General features: G+C 52.4%; 15 protein-coding genes. 7 read left to right on the forward strand and 8 right to left on the reverse strand.

Features of this window, described 5'->3' with window-relative positions; translation table 11 throughout:
• Positions 1 to 82: 82 nt before the first annotated feature.
• Together QWY82_RS08755 and QWY82_RS08760 are read right to left on the reverse strand one after the other, a co-directional pair.
• Positions 83 to 1078 (reverse strand): FecR family protein, encoded by a 996-nt coding sequence (locus QWY82_RS08755; protein ID WP_290261438.1) that lies wholly within the window; start codon positions 1076 to 1078, stop codon positions 83 to 85.
• Between the two features lie 461 nt (positions 1079 to 1539).
• Positions 1540 to 2085, reverse strand: a complete 546-nt coding sequence (locus QWY82_RS08760) for an RNA polymerase sigma factor (RefSeq protein ID WP_290261441.1) — start codon at positions 2083 to 2085, stop codon at positions 1540 to 1542.
• A 195-nt stretch (positions 2086 to 2280) separates the two neighbouring features.
• Between QWY82_RS08760 and QWY82_RS08765 the strand changes: the two genes are divergently transcribed.
• Positions 2281 to 3081: a hypothetical protein gene (locus QWY82_RS08765; RefSeq protein WP_290261443.1), complete on the forward strand. Its 801-nt coding sequence runs from the start codon at positions 2281 to 2283 to the stop codon at positions 3079 to 3081.
• Here QWY82_RS08765 and QWY82_RS08770 read toward each other — a convergent pair.
• Positions 3070 to 3882 carry an HDOD domain-containing protein gene (locus tag QWY82_RS08770; protein WP_290261444.1) on the reverse strand — a complete coding sequence of 271 codons (813 nt, stop codon included), beginning with the start codon at positions 3880 to 3882 and terminating at the stop codon, positions 3070 to 3072. The genes QWY82_RS08765 and QWY82_RS08770 overlap by 12 nt on opposite strands.
• 127 nt (positions 3883 to 4009) lie before the next feature.
• On the opposite strand from QWY82_RS08770, the gene QWY82_RS08775 reads away from it, so the two are divergent.
• The 3 genes from QWY82_RS08775 (at position 4010) to QWY82_RS08785 (ending at position 8708) form a co-directional block, all read left to right on the forward strand.
• Positions 4010 to 5668 (forward strand): diguanylate cyclase, encoded by a 1659-nt coding sequence (locus QWY82_RS08775; protein WP_290261446.1) that lies wholly within the window; start codon positions 4010 to 4012, stop codon positions 5666 to 5668.
• Between the two features lie 337 nt (positions 5669 to 6005).
• Positions 6006 to 7352 (forward strand): ATP-dependent RNA helicase RhlB, encoded by a 1347-nt coding sequence (gene rhlB, locus QWY82_RS08780; protein WP_435431472.1) that lies wholly within the window; start codon positions 6006 to 6008, stop codon positions 7350 to 7352.
• Positions 7353 to 7436: 84 nt separating this feature from the next.
• Positions 7437 to 8708 carry a diguanylate cyclase gene (locus QWY82_RS08785; protein ID WP_290261449.1) on the forward strand — a complete coding sequence of 424 codons (1272 nt, stop codon included), beginning with the start codon at positions 7437 to 7439 and terminating at the stop codon, positions 8706 to 8708.
• On the opposite strand, the gene cysZ is transcribed toward QWY82_RS08785, so the two are convergent.
• From cysZ to gatC, 5 genes are read right to left on the reverse strand one after another with little or no spacing between them, the layout of a single operon-like run.
• On the reverse strand, positions 8705 to 9478 hold the full coding sequence (cysZ, locus tag QWY82_RS08790) for a sulfate transporter CysZ (protein WP_290261451.1): 774 nt from the start codon (positions 9476 to 9478) through the stop codon (positions 8705 to 8707). The two genes, QWY82_RS08785 and cysZ, sit on opposite strands and share 4 nt — an antisense overlap.
• A 21-nt stretch (positions 9479 to 9499) precedes the next feature.
• Positions 9500 to 9796: a PA4642 family protein gene (locus QWY82_RS08795; RefSeq protein ID WP_290261453.1), complete on the reverse strand. Its 297-nt coding sequence runs from the start codon at positions 9794 to 9796 to the stop codon at positions 9500 to 9502.
• Positions 9797 to 9854: 58 nt separating this feature from the next.
• A complete protein-coding gene (gatB, locus tag QWY82_RS08800) occupies positions 9855 to 11306 on the reverse strand; it encodes an Asp-tRNA(Asn)/Glu-tRNA(Gln) amidotransferase subunit GatB (RefSeq protein WP_290261455.1) in 1452 nt (483 codons plus the stop codon).
• A gap of 25 nt (positions 11307 to 11331) precedes the next feature.
• On the reverse strand, positions 11332 to 12786 hold the full coding sequence (gene gatA, locus QWY82_RS08805; RefSeq protein ID WP_290261457.1) for an Asp-tRNA(Asn)/Glu-tRNA(Gln) amidotransferase subunit GatA: 1455 nt from the start codon (positions 12784 to 12786) through the stop codon (positions 11332 to 11334).
• Between the two features lie 22 nt (positions 12787 to 12808).
• Positions 12809 to 13096, reverse strand: coding sequence for an Asp-tRNA(Asn)/Glu-tRNA(Gln) amidotransferase subunit GatC (gene gatC, locus QWY82_RS08810; protein ID WP_290261458.1), 288 nt, complete (start codon positions 13094 to 13096; stop codon positions 12809 to 12811).
• Between the two features lie 335 nt (positions 13097 to 13431).
• On the opposite strand from gatC, the gene QWY82_RS08815 reads away from it, so the two are divergent.
• Genes QWY82_RS08815 through mreD form a run of 3 tightly spaced genes read left to right on the forward strand, consistent with a single transcriptional unit; the run spans position 13432 to position 15801 of the window.
• Positions 13432 to 14466 (forward strand): rod shape-determining protein, encoded by a 1035-nt coding sequence (locus QWY82_RS08815; protein ID WP_290261460.1) that lies wholly within the window; start codon positions 13432 to 13434, stop codon positions 14464 to 14466.
• Between the two features lie 23 nt (positions 14467 to 14489).
• On the forward strand, positions 14490 to 15338 hold the full coding sequence (gene mreC / locus QWY82_RS08820) for a rod shape-determining protein MreC (RefSeq protein ID WP_380736339.1): 849 nt from the start codon (positions 14490 to 14492) through the stop codon (positions 15336 to 15338).
• Entirely contained in the window at positions 15316 to 15801 is a 486-nt protein-coding gene (gene mreD, locus QWY82_RS08825) for a rod shape-determining protein MreD (protein WP_290261462.1), read from the forward strand. The genes mreC and mreD overlap by 23 nt, the downstream gene beginning before the upstream one ends.
• Positions 15802 to 15803 lie beyond the last annotated feature (2 nt).

A 15803-nucleotide genomic window follows, 5' to 3' on the forward strand; every position in this document is an offset into this window, starting at 1 on the left:
TATTTTGGCTGAATTGGCCGAAATAGACAAAACCCACTCGAGGTGTGCCTCAAATGGATTCGTTTACTAGAGAGGTTATATATTATTCGCTACGAGCATACAAGCGAGCGCTGTCGCCGCTGGTGTCCTGCTGTAGGTCAAATGTGGTGATAAGAGCGGTCAGTGTGGACTCTGGCGTTTGCAAACTAAAGGTGCCAGAGACCCTCAGCTTAGCAAGTGATGGATCAGAGCTGTCCACGGGCTGCTTGAGATAGCGATTAAGTTCGCTCAGTGCCGCCGTCAGTGGTTGATTTTCGAGCACTAACAGCTTGTTTCTCCAGGCTAGCGCCTGATGAGCATTGGTCGCTTGAACGCTAGACAGCCCCTGCAGGTCAATTGAAAGCCCTTCATCGGCTTTGACCAATAATGATTCGGGTTTTATCTGCGGTTGGGTTTCTCTTTCTTTAACGCTGACTATACCTTCGATGACGGTGACTTTGATATTTGAGGCATCGCGATTAACGCCAAAGGCAGTGCCCACGGCTGTAACAGTGCCTTCGCCAACGTCAACAACAAAGGGTCTAGCTCGGTTCGAGGCGACTTTGAAAAAGGCTTCGCCGCCGTCTAATATCAGCCTGCGCTCAGAATCTGAATACTGAACGTGGATTTGCGAGTTGGTGTTTAGATTGATAGTCGAGCCATCGGGCAGGTTAATACTTTTTTGCTCGCCGACCTCGGTTGCGTAGTAAAGCGTATCGACATCGGCACTGGGTGCCGTTTTGAGTAGGCCAAGGCCGACGAATGCGGCAAGCACTATGGAGGCCAGAGCTGCAGACTGCCAGTTGAAAAACCATGTGCTAAAAGAGTGGCTTGACTGCTGGCTTGGCAGAAGCAGGGCTTGTGCTTGGCGTGAGTATTTTAGTGCGCTGGCGGTTTGCCAGTCGCTTAAGGCATTGTCAAACGCGAGCTCGTGGTTTGCATCGCGATTTAACCAGCTTGAAAATGCAGCTTTGTCGGCGTGAGTGGCAGCATCAGAGCGTAAGCGGGCTATCCAGCCGCTAGCTTCGAGTGATAATTGGTTTTGCTCTGCTGCGTTCACTTCTATTCCTGCGATGCATGTGCATCATTAACAACTGGGTTTTAGTTAAAGCTGGCGATATTGGAGTTTGCTCCCTTATGGCCTTCTACTTTCTTGCGCAAGCCTATCGAGTTGTGAGTAGGCTGGCTGGTCTTGGACACTGCCATAACCAAATAATTCATCGTCATCTTAACGCCGGCTATGACTAGTTTTACTCTAGTTATAGCAACCGTATTTTCGCTATCTTAGCGCGGTCTTTATAGCCTTCTCGTCGCTAAAAAGTTTTAATTCGTCGATTTTCACAGTGTTTGTAGCTATTTATTGCTGTCAAACGCTTGTTTTATCTCAAATATGTCCCGTGCAGGGCGCGCGATATTAGCACAGGGATAATTGAATTGGCACCCTTGTTGTGCCCTTTCAGTCATTTAGACGAACAGGGATTCAATGTGCGCAAGAAAAGATGTGGAAAAAGTGATCTAGCGCTAAATTTCGCTCGCGCCGACCCTTTCTAGTGCTTTTCTGCACGCTTTTAGTGCTTGCAGGATGTATTTTTCGACACTTGATACTGAAATTGCCATTTCTTGCGCAATTTCCGCATAGGAGAGGCCTTTTAGGCGGTGTAGCAGGAACGCTTGGCGGCACTTCAGGGGTAGCTTGCCGATAGCCTTTTCCATTTCGTTGAGTTGCTGTTTCGCGGCGAGTAATCGCTCTGGCGTGCAGTAATCCGGCATGGCGCCTGGAATTTCGTAGTCGGCTAGTTGCCTTGTAACCTCGCCTTGAAGGTAATTGCTGTGTAGCTTTTCTCGTCTGATTTGGTCGATCGCGAGATTGGATGCGGTTTGGTAAAGGTAGGCTTTCGGGTTTTCCAACTCGCCCGCTTCGGCCAGCTTTTGTATGCGGATGAAGGCGTTTTGTGCGATATCTTCAGCATCTTGCGCACTCTTCATCTTTCGAGTCAGGTAGCGCACCAATCCCGTAGCATGGCTGTCAAACAGTTGTTCGAGCATTGATTTTTTAGGTAATGCCATGTACCAAAGGTGTCTTTAGGTTGGATATTTTGTCGTTATGGGCGCTTTTCCCTAACTAGGGCGTATCGAGCGAGTGGCGTTTTATATCACAGGCGGAGTTTATAGGACAGCGCTTGCACTTCGCAACAGCAGGTTGCGACTCAGGCTTGCTGTCTCGGGTATGATGCACGGCTTTGGGACAAGGGATATCGAGTCATGATTAACGCGGTAATGCACCTACTATCGTGGGGTCTGGTCATTGTGTTGGTTTGGGGGCATCTCGGTGCTGCGCCGGCGCAGCAGAAGAGCGAGTTTCGCGGTGTGGCCGAGCTGGGGCAGGGCACCTACTTGGTGGCATCTGGGGCGGCCAATCAATTCGGTCTGCTGAAATACGATGACGCGGGCTTGGGTTTTCGCGCCATAAGAATTGACGATTGGGAAGGGTATTTGGCTGGGCAGCTGATCGGCCTTTGCGCGGTCAAAGGTTATGACGGCGAGGTTGTGGCCGCCATCGCTCAGCCAGATGGCCAGTCCGCACTCGTGCATATTCAAGTGCGAAATTGGTCGAAAACTCCAAGATCTGCCATCTTGGGGCGGGCCTTGTTACCACAATCACTGGCTTTAACGGCATTCAGTTGTGGCGAGGCATCACAAACGACCATGGCAGTATCGCTGTTTAGCCATGAGCAAAATCTTTCCGCCGATTACGTCTTCGAGGGCTATAAGCTCGCGAATCTAAAGCCTATCGATAGCTATCCGACGCTGCTTGAGCGCGATCTATCAGGCGCCTATGAGGATGCGCGCGGCCGGTGGTTGGCGGTTGCCGACGCGGGTGGGCCGGGCACGGTTATTTGGTCATTACCCTTTGACGCAGAGGCCTATCCGGCATTCCGTTTGGACGGGTTTAACGTGACCGGTATTGCCGTCGGCCCCAAGGGCTACGATATTAGCGTTGTTACCTCTGAGCCGGGCTTGGGCAGTGTTTGGCGCCCCTTGGGCGCAGCATTAGCCCAGTAGCGCGTCTAGGCCTGAGTCAAGGGTTTTGGTTTCGGCCAACTTATCCTTCATTTGCTCGACATTGATACCAATGGATTCTGCCAGCTGGTCTGGGAATTCTGCCTGCATCTGCTCGGGGTGTTTACTGGCGTTCATAGAGAGAATAAATATCGCCAGATAGACGAGCTTGGCGTAGGGCGCAGATTGACCTGGCGACAATTGAAAGCGCACAGCGTCAACGATGTCACTTGGGAAGCGCCAGTTTTGCGCCAGTTCTGCACCGGCATCGGTGAAGTCGAAGCCGAGTTGAAGGTCTTGTGTTTGTTTTCGGTCCAGCCCTTGGCTTACTGCGCCGTCAATTTCCGCGGCTTTATCGGGTGCTAGGGTGTGGATGAGTAGGCCGCCAATGTTGTGCATCATGCCGCAGGTAAAGGCGACTTCTGGGTCTAGCTTAGTAAATTTTGCCAGCCATTTACACAGTGCCGCACAGGTAAAGCTGTTGCGCCAGAATTGTTTGATATCGAAGCTTTCTGGCGTTTTAAACGCCGAGGTTAGACCCGACGCTAACACCAGTGTTCTCAGGGCGTTAAAACCCAAAATTACCACTGCGTCATTTACCGAGCCTATTTTACGATTGCCGCCATAGCGGGCAGAATTGGCCATGCGCAACACCTTGGCGGTGAGCACTTGGTCGGAGGCGATTTTTTTTGCAATGGCATCGGTGTTGACGTTATTGTCGCCAAAGCTTTCGATCAATTCTTGTACAATTTTCGGGATGTTGGGTAGTTGCTGAGCGTTGTTCATCATTGCTTTCAGTGGCATGGCGCGACCTCTATTTTCAATTTGTCGGCTCAAAGCATAGTGCAGAAACGGCCGACTGCTACCCTAGGCTAGCCAGCGTCTTACTAAGGTCTACACTGACCAGTGAGCCATCAAATTAGGGGTAGGTGTGCAGCGATTTACTTTTCAGCGGGGCTACTTGCTGCGCACGAGAGCCATGTGGTTGGGTTGCGTGGCCTTTATTTTTTTGTTGGTGGCGCAGTTGGGGGTTAGGTATTACGTCAATCTTCCCGTGATGTTGCAGTTAATTGAGGCGGCCGACAACAAGGATAGGTTAAGGGTGGATAACGCTTTGGCTCAGCGGCTGGCACTTTATCAGAGCCGCGTGGCGGATAATGCCTTGTGGAACGACGCCTTCGAATTTGTGACCCAGCCAAATGATGCATTTATCGAGAGTAATTTCGATCAGCGTACCTTGGTCGATAATGAATTAGATGGTGTTATATTTCTCGATACGCAGGGTAATGTGATTTGGCATTATGGTTTGCATATTCATTACGACGGGCATGGCGACGCACCATTATTGCAGCCGCCGGTTTCTAATGCGCAGCTGTTAGAGGCTTTTTATATTGAGCCGCAAAAACCAGTGCTGGGTAAATTTGAAACGCGCCAAGGTTATATTAAGGCGCGCGCAGGCGCCTTAATTTATTCAGCGTCTCCCATATTCCCAACCAATCTTGGTGGCGGTGCGTTAAATAGCCGCGGCACATTGGTCATGTGGGCCTGGCTGGACGATGAATATTTCGAGTCGCTGGCCGAACAGACTAAGTTAGATTTAACGGCTCAGTTTTTAGAGCGAGGCGGGGCAGCGTTAGAGAGTTCCTCGCGCCATCTTTTGTCCCAGCCCGAAAATGTTCGCAATACCGATAATCAACTAGCTTGGCTGTTAAAGGATATTGACGGCGAGCCTTTGTTTTTATTGAGTATTCAGTTTGAGGCGTTGGGGCCAGAGTATCGCTTGTTTTCCCAATCGATACTAATCGGCGTGATTGCAGCTTTGTTGCTGTTGGTGGGTTTGGCACTTGCAGTAAAGTTTTGGTTGGTGAGGCCTTTGACGGCTATGGGCCAGCAGATGGATGACATCACGGAGTCTGGCAGCTACGAAAACCGCCTAGCGATAAAAAGTTACGGTGAGTTGGAGCGATTGGCTGGTCAATTTAACTTGCTGCTTGACGAAGTTTGCCGGCAGCAGGATCTAGCGAGAAAAAAGCACGCTAAGTTACACTTGGCCTCCATATCTGATGGCTTAACGGGGTTGGCTAATCGGCGCTATCTCGATCAGTTTATGGATGAGTCTTGGGAAAAGGCTAAAGCTCAGCGCAGCACTTATAGCCTTATTCTGATCGATATCGACTTTTTCAAAAAATATAATGATAGCTATGGCCACGCCGCCGGCGATCGCGTCTTGAGTCAAGTGGGGCAGTTGCTGCAATCTTTTCAGCCCAACCTAGAGGCGCTTACGGCGCGTTATGGTGGTGAAGAGTTTTCGATGGTTTTAGTGGGCGCGAGTTGTGAGGCGGTTGAGGCCTTGTGTCAGTGTCTCTGCGCTGCGGTGCGCGAGCAGAAAATTACTCATGCGGGGTCATCGTTTGGCTACTTGACCATCAGCGTTGGCGCCGTGTCTATTTTCGCCGGCGAGCCGCTACCGGAATATTTATCTGGGCCAAACCCATTGCGGACCATTTTTAAAGCGGCCGATTCGGCGCTTTATCAGGTCAAAAATCAGGGCCGAAATAACTATAAAATGGGTGTAATTGACGAATCTTAGCTTAATTTAGTGCTTTGGTTGGTCAAAATACACGCAGTTAAGCCTGCCGTGTTATACTCCCGCGCCTTAATCCGGTGAGTATTCCACATTGATCGTCAAATTTATAAAAAACTTAGTGGGCGGCAAGCAGTCAGCGCCCAAGCCCAGTGAAGGCAGGCAAGAACCCAAGCAACATCGCAGTTCAGACACCAAAAAGGCGAGTCGAGCGCCTCGACCTGAGAAATCTGATACTCAGGGCGGTACGGATTCCCGCACGCGCCACAGCGCTAGCCGCCAAGGTAATCGCGGCCGAGGCGCAAAGCGCGAAGGCGCCACGGCAAAAGATGCCACTCAAGCCATCAAGGCCCCGGACAACTGGGATATCTCTGAATTTAAGGTAGCTAAGGTTGCCGATAAGACGCGCTTCCATGACTTAGATTTACCGCTACCGCTTATGCACGCCATTGCCGATCTCGGTTTTGAGTACGCATCGCCCATTCAGGCGCAGTCTTTACCCTACGCACTCAACGGCGACGACTTAGTTGGCAAGGCGCAAACCGGCACCGGTAAAACCGCCGCTTTTTTGATTGCCATCATCGACGAGTTGATGAATAACCCGATTAAAGGCGAGCGCTTCGCCGGTGAGGCGCGCGCGCTTATTATCGCCCCTACCCGTGAATTGGTTATTCAAATTGCCGACGATGCCAAGTTGCTGACCAAGTACACCGATTTAACCGTGCACACCCTCGTGGGCGGTATGGACTATGGCAAGCAGCAGCAGCGCCTACACGGCGAGCTGGTCGACATTCTGGTGGCTACACCGGGCCGGCTCATCGACTTCACTGGCAATCGCGATTGCTATTTAGACCATGTTGAAATTCTGGTGCTCGATGAAGCTGATCGCATGTTAGACATGGGTTTCATTCCACAGGTGCGCAGAATCATTCGCCAGACACCGCAGAAATCCCAGCGTCAAACCTTGCTGTTTTCGGCCACCTTTACCGATGATGTATTGAGCTTGGCTGAGCAGTGGACCGTCGACCCTGTACGCATTGAGATTGAGCCTGAATCTGTGGCGACAGATACCGTCGAGCAGTTTGTCTATCTTGCTAGCACCGAGGAGAAGTACACACTGCTGTACAATTTGTTGAATCAAGATAACGTCGAGAGTTTGATTGTATTTGCCAATCGGCGCGACGAGTGTCGACGCCTGCACGAGCAATTGCTTGCCCACGGTTTTAAAGCCGGTTTGTTATCGGGTGAAGTGGCACAAAATAAGCGCGTAAAAACACTGGATGATTTTAAATCCGGCAAATTGAAAGTGTTAGTAGCAACCGATGTGGCCGGGCGCGGTATTCATATTAGCGGCATCAGTCATGTGGTTAATTTTACCCTGCCTGAAGAGCCGGAAGATTATGTGCATCGCATTGGTCGCACAGGCCGAGCCGGTAGCCATGGCACGTCAGTAAGTTTTGCCTGTGAAGATGACGCCTTCCGCTTGATGCCTATCGGCGATTTGTTGGGCGCGCCGTTGAAATGTGAACAGCCGCCTGAAGTCTTGCTCGCACCTACGCCAGCCTTGCTGCCACCGGCCAAGCGCTCTCGAGGGCCTAGACCGTCTAGCGGCAGCCGCTCCGGCGGCTCGTCCCGAAGTGGTGGCCACCGATCGGGTGGTCAGCGCTCAGGCGGCCATAGATCACGCTAATTAACTAACCCGGCAAGCGCCGGGTTTTTTATTTCCGGTCTAGACTAATAGACATCTCAGCGAAAATGTTTAGGACGGCACGGCATGAAACGAATATTAGTGGTGGAAGACAGTCAGCTGGTCACTAAAGTCGTACGCCATGTTGTGAAGTTGGATGACGGCCTCGAGGCGGTGTACGCGTCTAGTTTGGCTGAGGCAAAAGAGCAGTTAGCACGCAATAGCGGGCAGTTATTCGCGGCTTTGGCAGATTTAAACTTGCCCGATGCGCCAGATGGCGAAGTGGTCGATCTTATCTTGGCGGAAGGCATACCTACCATCGTGCTCACCGGCAGTTACGACGAAGAGCGGCGCGAGAAAATACTGGCCAAAGGCATCGTTGATTATGTGGTTAAAGAGGGCCGTTACTCCTATGAATATGCGATCGGTGTGGTGCACCGGCTTGCGCACAATCAAGCCACCACGGTGCTGGTTGTTGATGATTCGGAGACCTCTCGACGCTATATATCCGAGCTGTTAAAGCGTCAGCAGTTTATTGTTTTAACCGCCTGTAATGGCGTTGAGGCGATCAAGTTATTACTGGCACATGAAGAGATTAAGCTGGTGATAACCGACTTTAATATGCCCATTATGGATGGCATTGAGCTGGTTAAAAATATTCGTTACAAATATGAAAAAAGTGACTTGGTGATTATCGGTTTATCTGGCCGCGGGGAAAAATCGCTGTCGGCGCAGTTCATTAAAAATGGTGCCAATGACTTCCTACACAAGCCGTTTAACTATGAGGAATTTACCTGTCGGGTCAGGCACAACGTGGAATCTTTGGAGCTGATCCAGCAAATTCGAGCGGCGGCTTCTAAAGACTATTTAACCGGGGCGTGGAATCGGCGTTACTTTTTCGAGCAGGCCGAGCCCCTTCACCAGGAGGCCTTGCAGAATCAAGCCCAACTTGCCGCTGTGCTCATCGATTTAGATCACTTTAAAAAAATTAATGACACCTACGGCCATGAAGCGGGTGATCGAGTGCTGGTCGAAGTGGCAAACCTGTTAAATGCTAAGCTCAAGCGCTTTCTCGTTGCCAGAGCCGGTGGCGCAGAGTTTTTTGTATTGTTGCCGGGGTTGGACAATGATCAAGCGCAATCTCTTATCTCACAATTGCGTCAAATGCTTGCCTCGCGGCCAGTGGTATTAGCCGACGGCACTGAACTTTATCTTGGCTTTAGTGCCGGTGTTACCAACCAGTTGTGTAGCTCCATGGATGAGCAGCTCGCCGTTGCCGATAAGTTTCTTTTCCGGGCCAAGGATGCCGGTCGAAACTTAGTGGTTGGCGACGACGATGAAGACGAAGATGAGGTTTAAGGCTTCAGCAACCTAGAGGGGTCTAATGGTTTGCCTTGAATATCCTTTAACCAAAACACCGTCGCACCGGCAACGGCGATGGGCATGACGAAAATATTCAATACTGGCACCATATTGCCGAGCATCACGAGGCCGCCAAAGCTATAGCTGCCGAGTGTTTGGCTGCCGAGTTGTTGGCGCAGGGATTTAAACGGCGTTTTATGGTTGTCGGATGCATAGTCTACATATTGAATAGACATGCACCAAGCACCCCACAGTACGCCAATGACCGGCGCCAGTAAGTTCACAAGGGGAATGAAGGCTAGCGCGAACATGAGCAGTAGCACCAAGAAACCGCGGGAGATGAAATACCACAATTTCAGCAATTCCCGTAGCAGCGTTCTCGGAATCATCTGCTGCAGCGGTTCGGCTGGGGGCGCAATGCCCGTTAATTTCTCTTCTATTTTTTCCGCGAGTATGCCGTTAAAGGGTGCGGCGATTAGGTTGGTGATAATGCTAAAGCTATAGCCGTAGACAAATATCACCAGAAAGGCCGCGAATAGCCACAGAATACTGCCTAAAAAACTAAGCCAGCCAGGAAGATAGCTCATCATGCCATCCATCAGCAGGCCGAATTCGCTTAATAGCCAAGCGGTTACCACAAAGAATAAAACCACGTTAATGATCATCGGCACTAAAATAAACAGCCGCAATTCTGGGTGCAGAATGAGCTTTAAGCCGAGCGAGAGCGAGGCTGGGCCTGAGGTTGGGTTGCCATTCAGTGCGAACATTTAAATCCCTTGTGGTAGTGCTTAGTGTGCGCCGGCGTCGGCCAGTATGGCTGCATACTCATCGCCTTGGCGATGTTGTTTGGCCAAGGTTAGCAGTGTGTGTCCGTCGGCGTTTGTGGCGTTGATATCCCTACCGGCTTCGAGGAAAAAACGCACAAAGGTTGCGAAATTTTCCGCTACCATGCCGCGGTAGGCTTTTTCTAGGCAGTGAAAATCGGCATCAATGCCGGCTGGTGGAGTGACATCTAAAAAGGTTTTTACTTGTTCATCGCTAAATACTTCGCCGAGAACTTTTTGTTTATCTTTCTTGAGTGACATATGGGTAAACCTGTTGCGATGCAGCCAGGGGCTGCACCAAGTCAATGGTAATGTAAATTTAAAGGAGTTCGTTCAGCTTCTTCAACAGAATGTCATTGATGGCTTGCGGGTTTGCCTGCCCCTTCGACGCTTTCATGATTTGGCCCACGAAGAAACCGAGCATTTTAGGTCGCTTGTCGGCGTCAGCTGCGCGATAGTTTTCTACCTGTTTCGGGCTAGCCGCGATGATCTCGTCGGCCATGGCTTCGAGGGCACCCGTATCGGATACCTGCTTGAGACCACGCGCTTCGATAATCGTATCGGCGTCGCCTTCGCCGGCCCAGAGACCATCGAACACGTCTTTGGCTTGCTTGCTGGAGATGGTGCCATCTTTAATGCGCGCAATCATGCCGCCTAATTGCTCGGCGCTTACAGGGCTGGCAGATAGACTTAAATCGTCGGTGTTTAAACGCGCCGCCAATTCGCCCATGATCCAGTTGGCCGATAGCTTCGCTTCGCCAGATGCCAGTACCGCTTTTTCGAAGAACTGGGCTGTTGTTAAATCGTCAGCCAATTGTGCTGCATCGTAATCGGATAGTTGGTAGCTCTCGATAAAGCGTGCACGACGGGCGTTTGGCAGTTCGGGCAGGCTGGCGCGCACCGCCTCGATGTACGCGTCGTCGAGGATAACGGGCAGTAGATCGGGGCAGGGGAAATAGCGGTAGTCGTTTGCCTCTTCCTTCGAGCGCATAGACCGGGCTTCTTTGCGTTCGCCGTTATACAGCCGGGTTTCTTGCCGTACGGTGCCGCCGTCTTCGATCAAATCGATTTGGCGCTCAACTTCTAATTTGATGGCCTCTTCCATGAAGCGGAAGGAGTTCAAGTTTTTCGTTTCGGTGCGGGTGCCGAGTTTTTCTTCGCCCATGGGGCGCACGGAAATGTTGACATCGAAACGCATGGAGCCCTGCGACATTTCGCCATCGCAAATGCCGAGCGACGTTACAATCGAGTGTAATTTTTTCGCAAACGCCACCGCCTCTTCGGCGTTGCGCATATCGGGTTCGGAGACAATTTCAATCAGCGGTGTGCCGGCGCGGTTCAAATCGATACCGCTCATGCCGTGGTAGTCTTCGTGCAGGGATTTACCCGCATCTTCCTCTAGGTGGGCATGGTGGATGCGCACCTGCTTTGTGCGTCCGCCGCTCAATTCGATCTCAACGATACCGGCGCCGACGATGGGGGCTTCCAGCTGTGTCGTTTGATAGCCCTTGGGCAGATCGGGGTAAAAATAATTTTTGCGCTCAAAAAAGGAGCGCTTGCCGATATCGGCATTGATTGCCAAGCCAAACATGGTGGCGTAGCGGTAGGCTTGCTCGTTGACCACGGGCAGTGTGCCCGGCATGGCGAGGTCGATGGCGCAGGCTTGTGTGTTGGGTTCAGCGCCAAAAGCCGTGCTGGCGCCGGAAAATATTTTGGTTGCTGTGGCCAGTTGCACGTGCACTTCTAGGCCGATTACCGTTTCCCATTGCATAGGGATGACTCCTTAATTATGTGGCCTATTCGATGCCTTGCGGCGCCAGTTGGTGGAAGTTGGTTGCCTGTTGGAATTTGTGCGCGGCGTTGAGCATGCGCGCCTCTTCAAAGTAATTGCCAATCAGTTGTAGGCCAACGGGCTTGCTGTCCACCAAACCACAGGGGATAGACATGCCCGGTAGGCCGGCTAGGTTGGTGGCGATGGTGTAGATATCTTCCAAGTACATGGCTATCGGGTCCGCACCCTTGGCGCCAAAGGCGAAGGCCGGTGACGGCGAGGTTGGCCCAACCACGAGATCTACTTCCTTAAAGGCCTCGACAAAATCTTGTTTGATCAAGCGGCGCACTTTTTGTGCCTTGCGGTAATAGGCATCGTAATAGCCGGCCGATAGGCAATAGGTGCCGATCAAAATGCGGCGCTGAACTTCTTCGCCGAAGGCTTCGCCGCGCGAGCGCTTGTACAGGTCGGATAAATCCGTTGGGTTTTCGCAGCGGTAACCGTAGCGAACGCCGTCAAAACGCGACAAGTTGGCCGAGCACTCGGCCGGTGCGATCACATAGTAAGCCGGTACCGCCAAGGCAGAGTGGGGCAAGCTAATCTCTTTAACCTTGGCGCCCATGGCTTGGTATTGTTTGATGGCGGCCTCGACGGCTTGTTGCGTACCGGCGTCTAAGCCTTCACCGAAATATTCCTTTGGTACGCCGAGGGTTAAGCCCTCGAGTGAGTCATTTAGATTGGCGCGGTAATCGGGTACGTCGCGGTCGATGTTGGTGGAGTCTTTGGCGTCGAAAGATGCCATGGCATTCATCATCAGCGCGGCGTCTTCGGCGGTGCGGGTCAATGGACCAGCTTGATCGAGGCTCGATGCGAAGGCAATCATGCCCCAGCGCGATACCCGGCCATAGGTGGGTTTTAAGCCGGTTAAACCACACAGTGCCGCCGGCTGACGGATTGAGCCGCCGGTATCGGTTGCTGTTGCCGCGGGTGCCAGGCGCGCCGCCACAGCCGCGGCTGAGCCACCGGACGAGCCACCGGGTACACAGTTAACATTCCAGGGGTTTTTTACCGGGCCGTAGAAGCTGGTTTCATTCGATGAGCCCATGGCGAATTCATCCATGTTGGTTTTGCCCAACATAACGGCGCCGGCCGCTTGATAATTTTCCACCACGGTGGCGTCGTAGGGGGCGATGAAGTTATCGAGCATTTTCGAGCCGCAGCTGGTGCGAATACCCTTGGTGCAAAAAATATCTTTGTGGGCAATGGGCACCCCGCATAGCGGGTTGGTATCGCCTTGGCCAAGTCTCGCATCGGCGGCTTTTGCCTGCGCCATAGCCACCTCTTCGGTGACGGTAATGAAGCTGTTGTAGTTGCCGTCTAGGCGTTTTATTCGCTCGAGAAAATGGCGTGTGAGCTCTTCGCTAGACCAAGCTTTTGATTGCAGGCCCGCACTCAGTTCGGCGATGGTTTTGTTGTGCATGTTGTTGTCCTTAATACGACGATCAGTCGATCACCTTGGGTACTAGGTAGAGGCCATCTTCTGTGGCGGGGGCTATTGCTTGGAAGGCGTCGCGCTGGTTGGGTTCGGTCACCAAGTCGGCGCGCAGGCGCTGAATGGCATCCATGGGGTGTGCCATGGGCGCAACATTGTCTGTGTCGGCTGCTTGTAATTGGTCCACTAGCGCCAGCACATTGGCTAAGCGGTTGGTGACTTCGTCGATTGTCGCTTCGCTGATTTCTAGCCGTGCGAGTTCGCCCAACTTTTCAATATCAGATCGATCCACTGCCATGGTAATTCTCCGTCGTCAGGATCTTGGTGTCGTACTTGAGCGCGCAAATTTTAAGCATTTGACCCTCTGGGTTCGGTCAAAGTTTGTCTAAGGGCACTGGTTTGTGAAAAAGGGCGCTAAACTTACCATATTTGCGCCTTGCTCAAAATCCCTACCGTTGTTAGAGTGCGTGGATTATGGACGAAGTGGCCATTAACCTGCGCGATTCCTGTCACACGGCGCCTGAAGTGTAATTTATAAGGTGAAAGCCCTATAAAAAGCGTCACGGTGGTTCACGCCAAGGCCCGACTCCTCAATAACAATTCAGTTTATCAGCAGTAAGGTGCGCCCCACCCATGTTTAAACGCCTGCGCGGTATGTTTTCTAACGACCTGTCCATCGACTTGGGCACGGCAAATACACTTATTTATGTACGTGAACGCGGTATCGTCCTCGATGAGCCGTCAGTGGTTGCTATTCGCCAGCACAACGGTTCCAAGATTGTGGAAGCTGTGGGCGTTGAGGCGAAGCGCATGTTGGGTCGAACCCCCGGTAACATCACCGCTATTCGACCGCTGAAAGACGGCGTGATTGCCGATTTCCAAGTCACCGAAAAAATGCTCCAGCACTTTATTCGCAAAGTGCATGAAAATAGCTGGTTTCAGCCATCGCCCAGAGTGCTGATTTGCGTCCCTTGTTTATCCACCGAAGTTGAGAAGCGGGCGATTCGCGAATCCGCTATCGGTGCTGGTGCGCGCGAAGTGCGCTTAATTGAAGAGCCCATGGCGGCCGCTATCGGTGCCGGATTGCGGGTTGAAGAAGCCACCGGTTCTATGGTGGTGGATATCGGCGGTGGCACCACGGAGATTGCCATTATCTCTTTGAATGGTGTGGTCTACTCAGATTCCGTGCGCATCGGCGGCGATCGTTTCGACGAAGCCATTGTTAACTATGTGCGCCGCAACTACGGTTCGGTGATCGGCGATGCCACGGCCGAGCGCATTAAACAAGAAATTGGTTGCGCCTTCCCCGGTAGCGAGGTGCGTGAAATTGATGTGCGCGGTCGCAACTTGGCTGAGGGTGTGCCGCGTAGCTTCACCCTAAACTCCGATGAAATTCTCGAGGCCTTACAAGAACCTTTGGCTGGCATAGTGCAAGCGGTAAAAAGTGCGCTTGAGCAGTCGCCGCCAGAATTGGCCTCAGACATCGCCGAGAGCGGTATTGTATTAACCGGCGGCGGCGCCTTGTTGCGCGATATCGACCGTTTACTGTCGGAAGAAACCGGCCTGCCGGTTATTGTTGCCGACGATCCATTGACCTGCGTCGCCCGCGGCGGTGGCAAGGCCATGGACTTAATGGATAAGCGAAATATCGATCTGTTGTCCTCTTAAACCTGTAAACAGGAGGCTTGACGATCAAACCGCTGTTTACCAAAGGGCCCTCCCCGGCATCGCGCGCCAGTGTGCTTATAGCGGCGATGTTGGCGTTGATTTTAATCAACCGCTATACCCCGTGGCTCGATCCCGCGCGCGAGCAGCTGGGCGTCATCGCCGCGCCATTCTATTGGCTGTCTAATGTACCTTCGCGGCTGGGCGAGTGGCTGGATGACAGCATGAACTCGCGCGAAGAACTCGAGCAACAAAATGCCGCGTTAAAAGGCGAAGTCTTGGTGCTCAAGCGCAAGACCCAACAGATGGCCTCTCTGGCCGCTGAAAACGTGCGCTTGCGCCAGCTATTAAATTCGGCAGATCTGATCGAAGACCGGGTGTTAGTAGCCGAGCTTATCGGTGTTTCACCCAATCCCCAATCCCATGTCGTCGTGGTCAATAAGGGCAGTGACGATGGCGTCTATGTCGGCCAGCCCTTGCTCGATGCCAATGGCTTAATGGGGCAGGTTATCGATATTACCGCCCTAACCAGTCGTGTCATGCTCATTACCGACCCCACCCACGCATTACCTGTACAAGTGAACCGCAACGGCGTGCGAGCCATTGCCGAGGGCGTGGGCGATTTGTATTCGCTAAAGTTACGCCATCTATCGAGCACGGTGGATATTCGAGCCGGTGATTTACTCGTCTCTTCCGGTTTGGGGCAGCGCTTCCCCGTTGGCTATCCGGTGGCCGAGGTAGTGTCTGTGACCATGGAGCCAGGCAAGCCTTTTGCCGATGTGATTGCCGTGCCCAAGGCACAGCTCAATCGCAGTCGCCATGTACTGTTGGTATTTGATAGCGAGACGAATCGTGCAGGCACCCAAGCCCAATAATCTGTGGGTCTTACCGCTAATGCTGGCCCTTGGCCTGCTATTGGCGGTTTGGCCCATGGGCAGTTGGAGCATCTATCGGCCCGCTTGGATCGTCTTGCTGTGCACCTATTGGGTGCTCGCTTTGCCTTATCGTGTTGGTCTTGTGTCGCTTTGTTTGGTCGGCTTACTGCAAGATATCGTCGAGGGTGGCATGCTGGGTTTTCATGCCCTATCGCTGGTGCTTATTGGCTATGTCTGTCTCCTGTCTTATCAGCGCCTACGCAACTACGCGCCTTGGCAGCAGGCCGGCTGGGTGTTTGTCTTGGTGGGCATGCAGCAGGTTATTGGCAATTGGGTCAACTCGCTGTCCGGACATGAATACACTGGCTTAGATTTCCTCTTGCCCGCGCTGACCAGCGCTTTGTGTTGGCCCGGCATTCATCGCTCGCAGCAGTGGTTGCGCCGGCGTTACAAGGTCACTTAGTT

This window comes from Simiduia curdlanivorans (genome assembly GCF_030409605.1).
Classification (GTDB): Bacteria; Pseudomonadota; Gammaproteobacteria; order Pseudomonadales; family Cellvibrionaceae; genus Simiduia; species Simiduia curdlanivorans.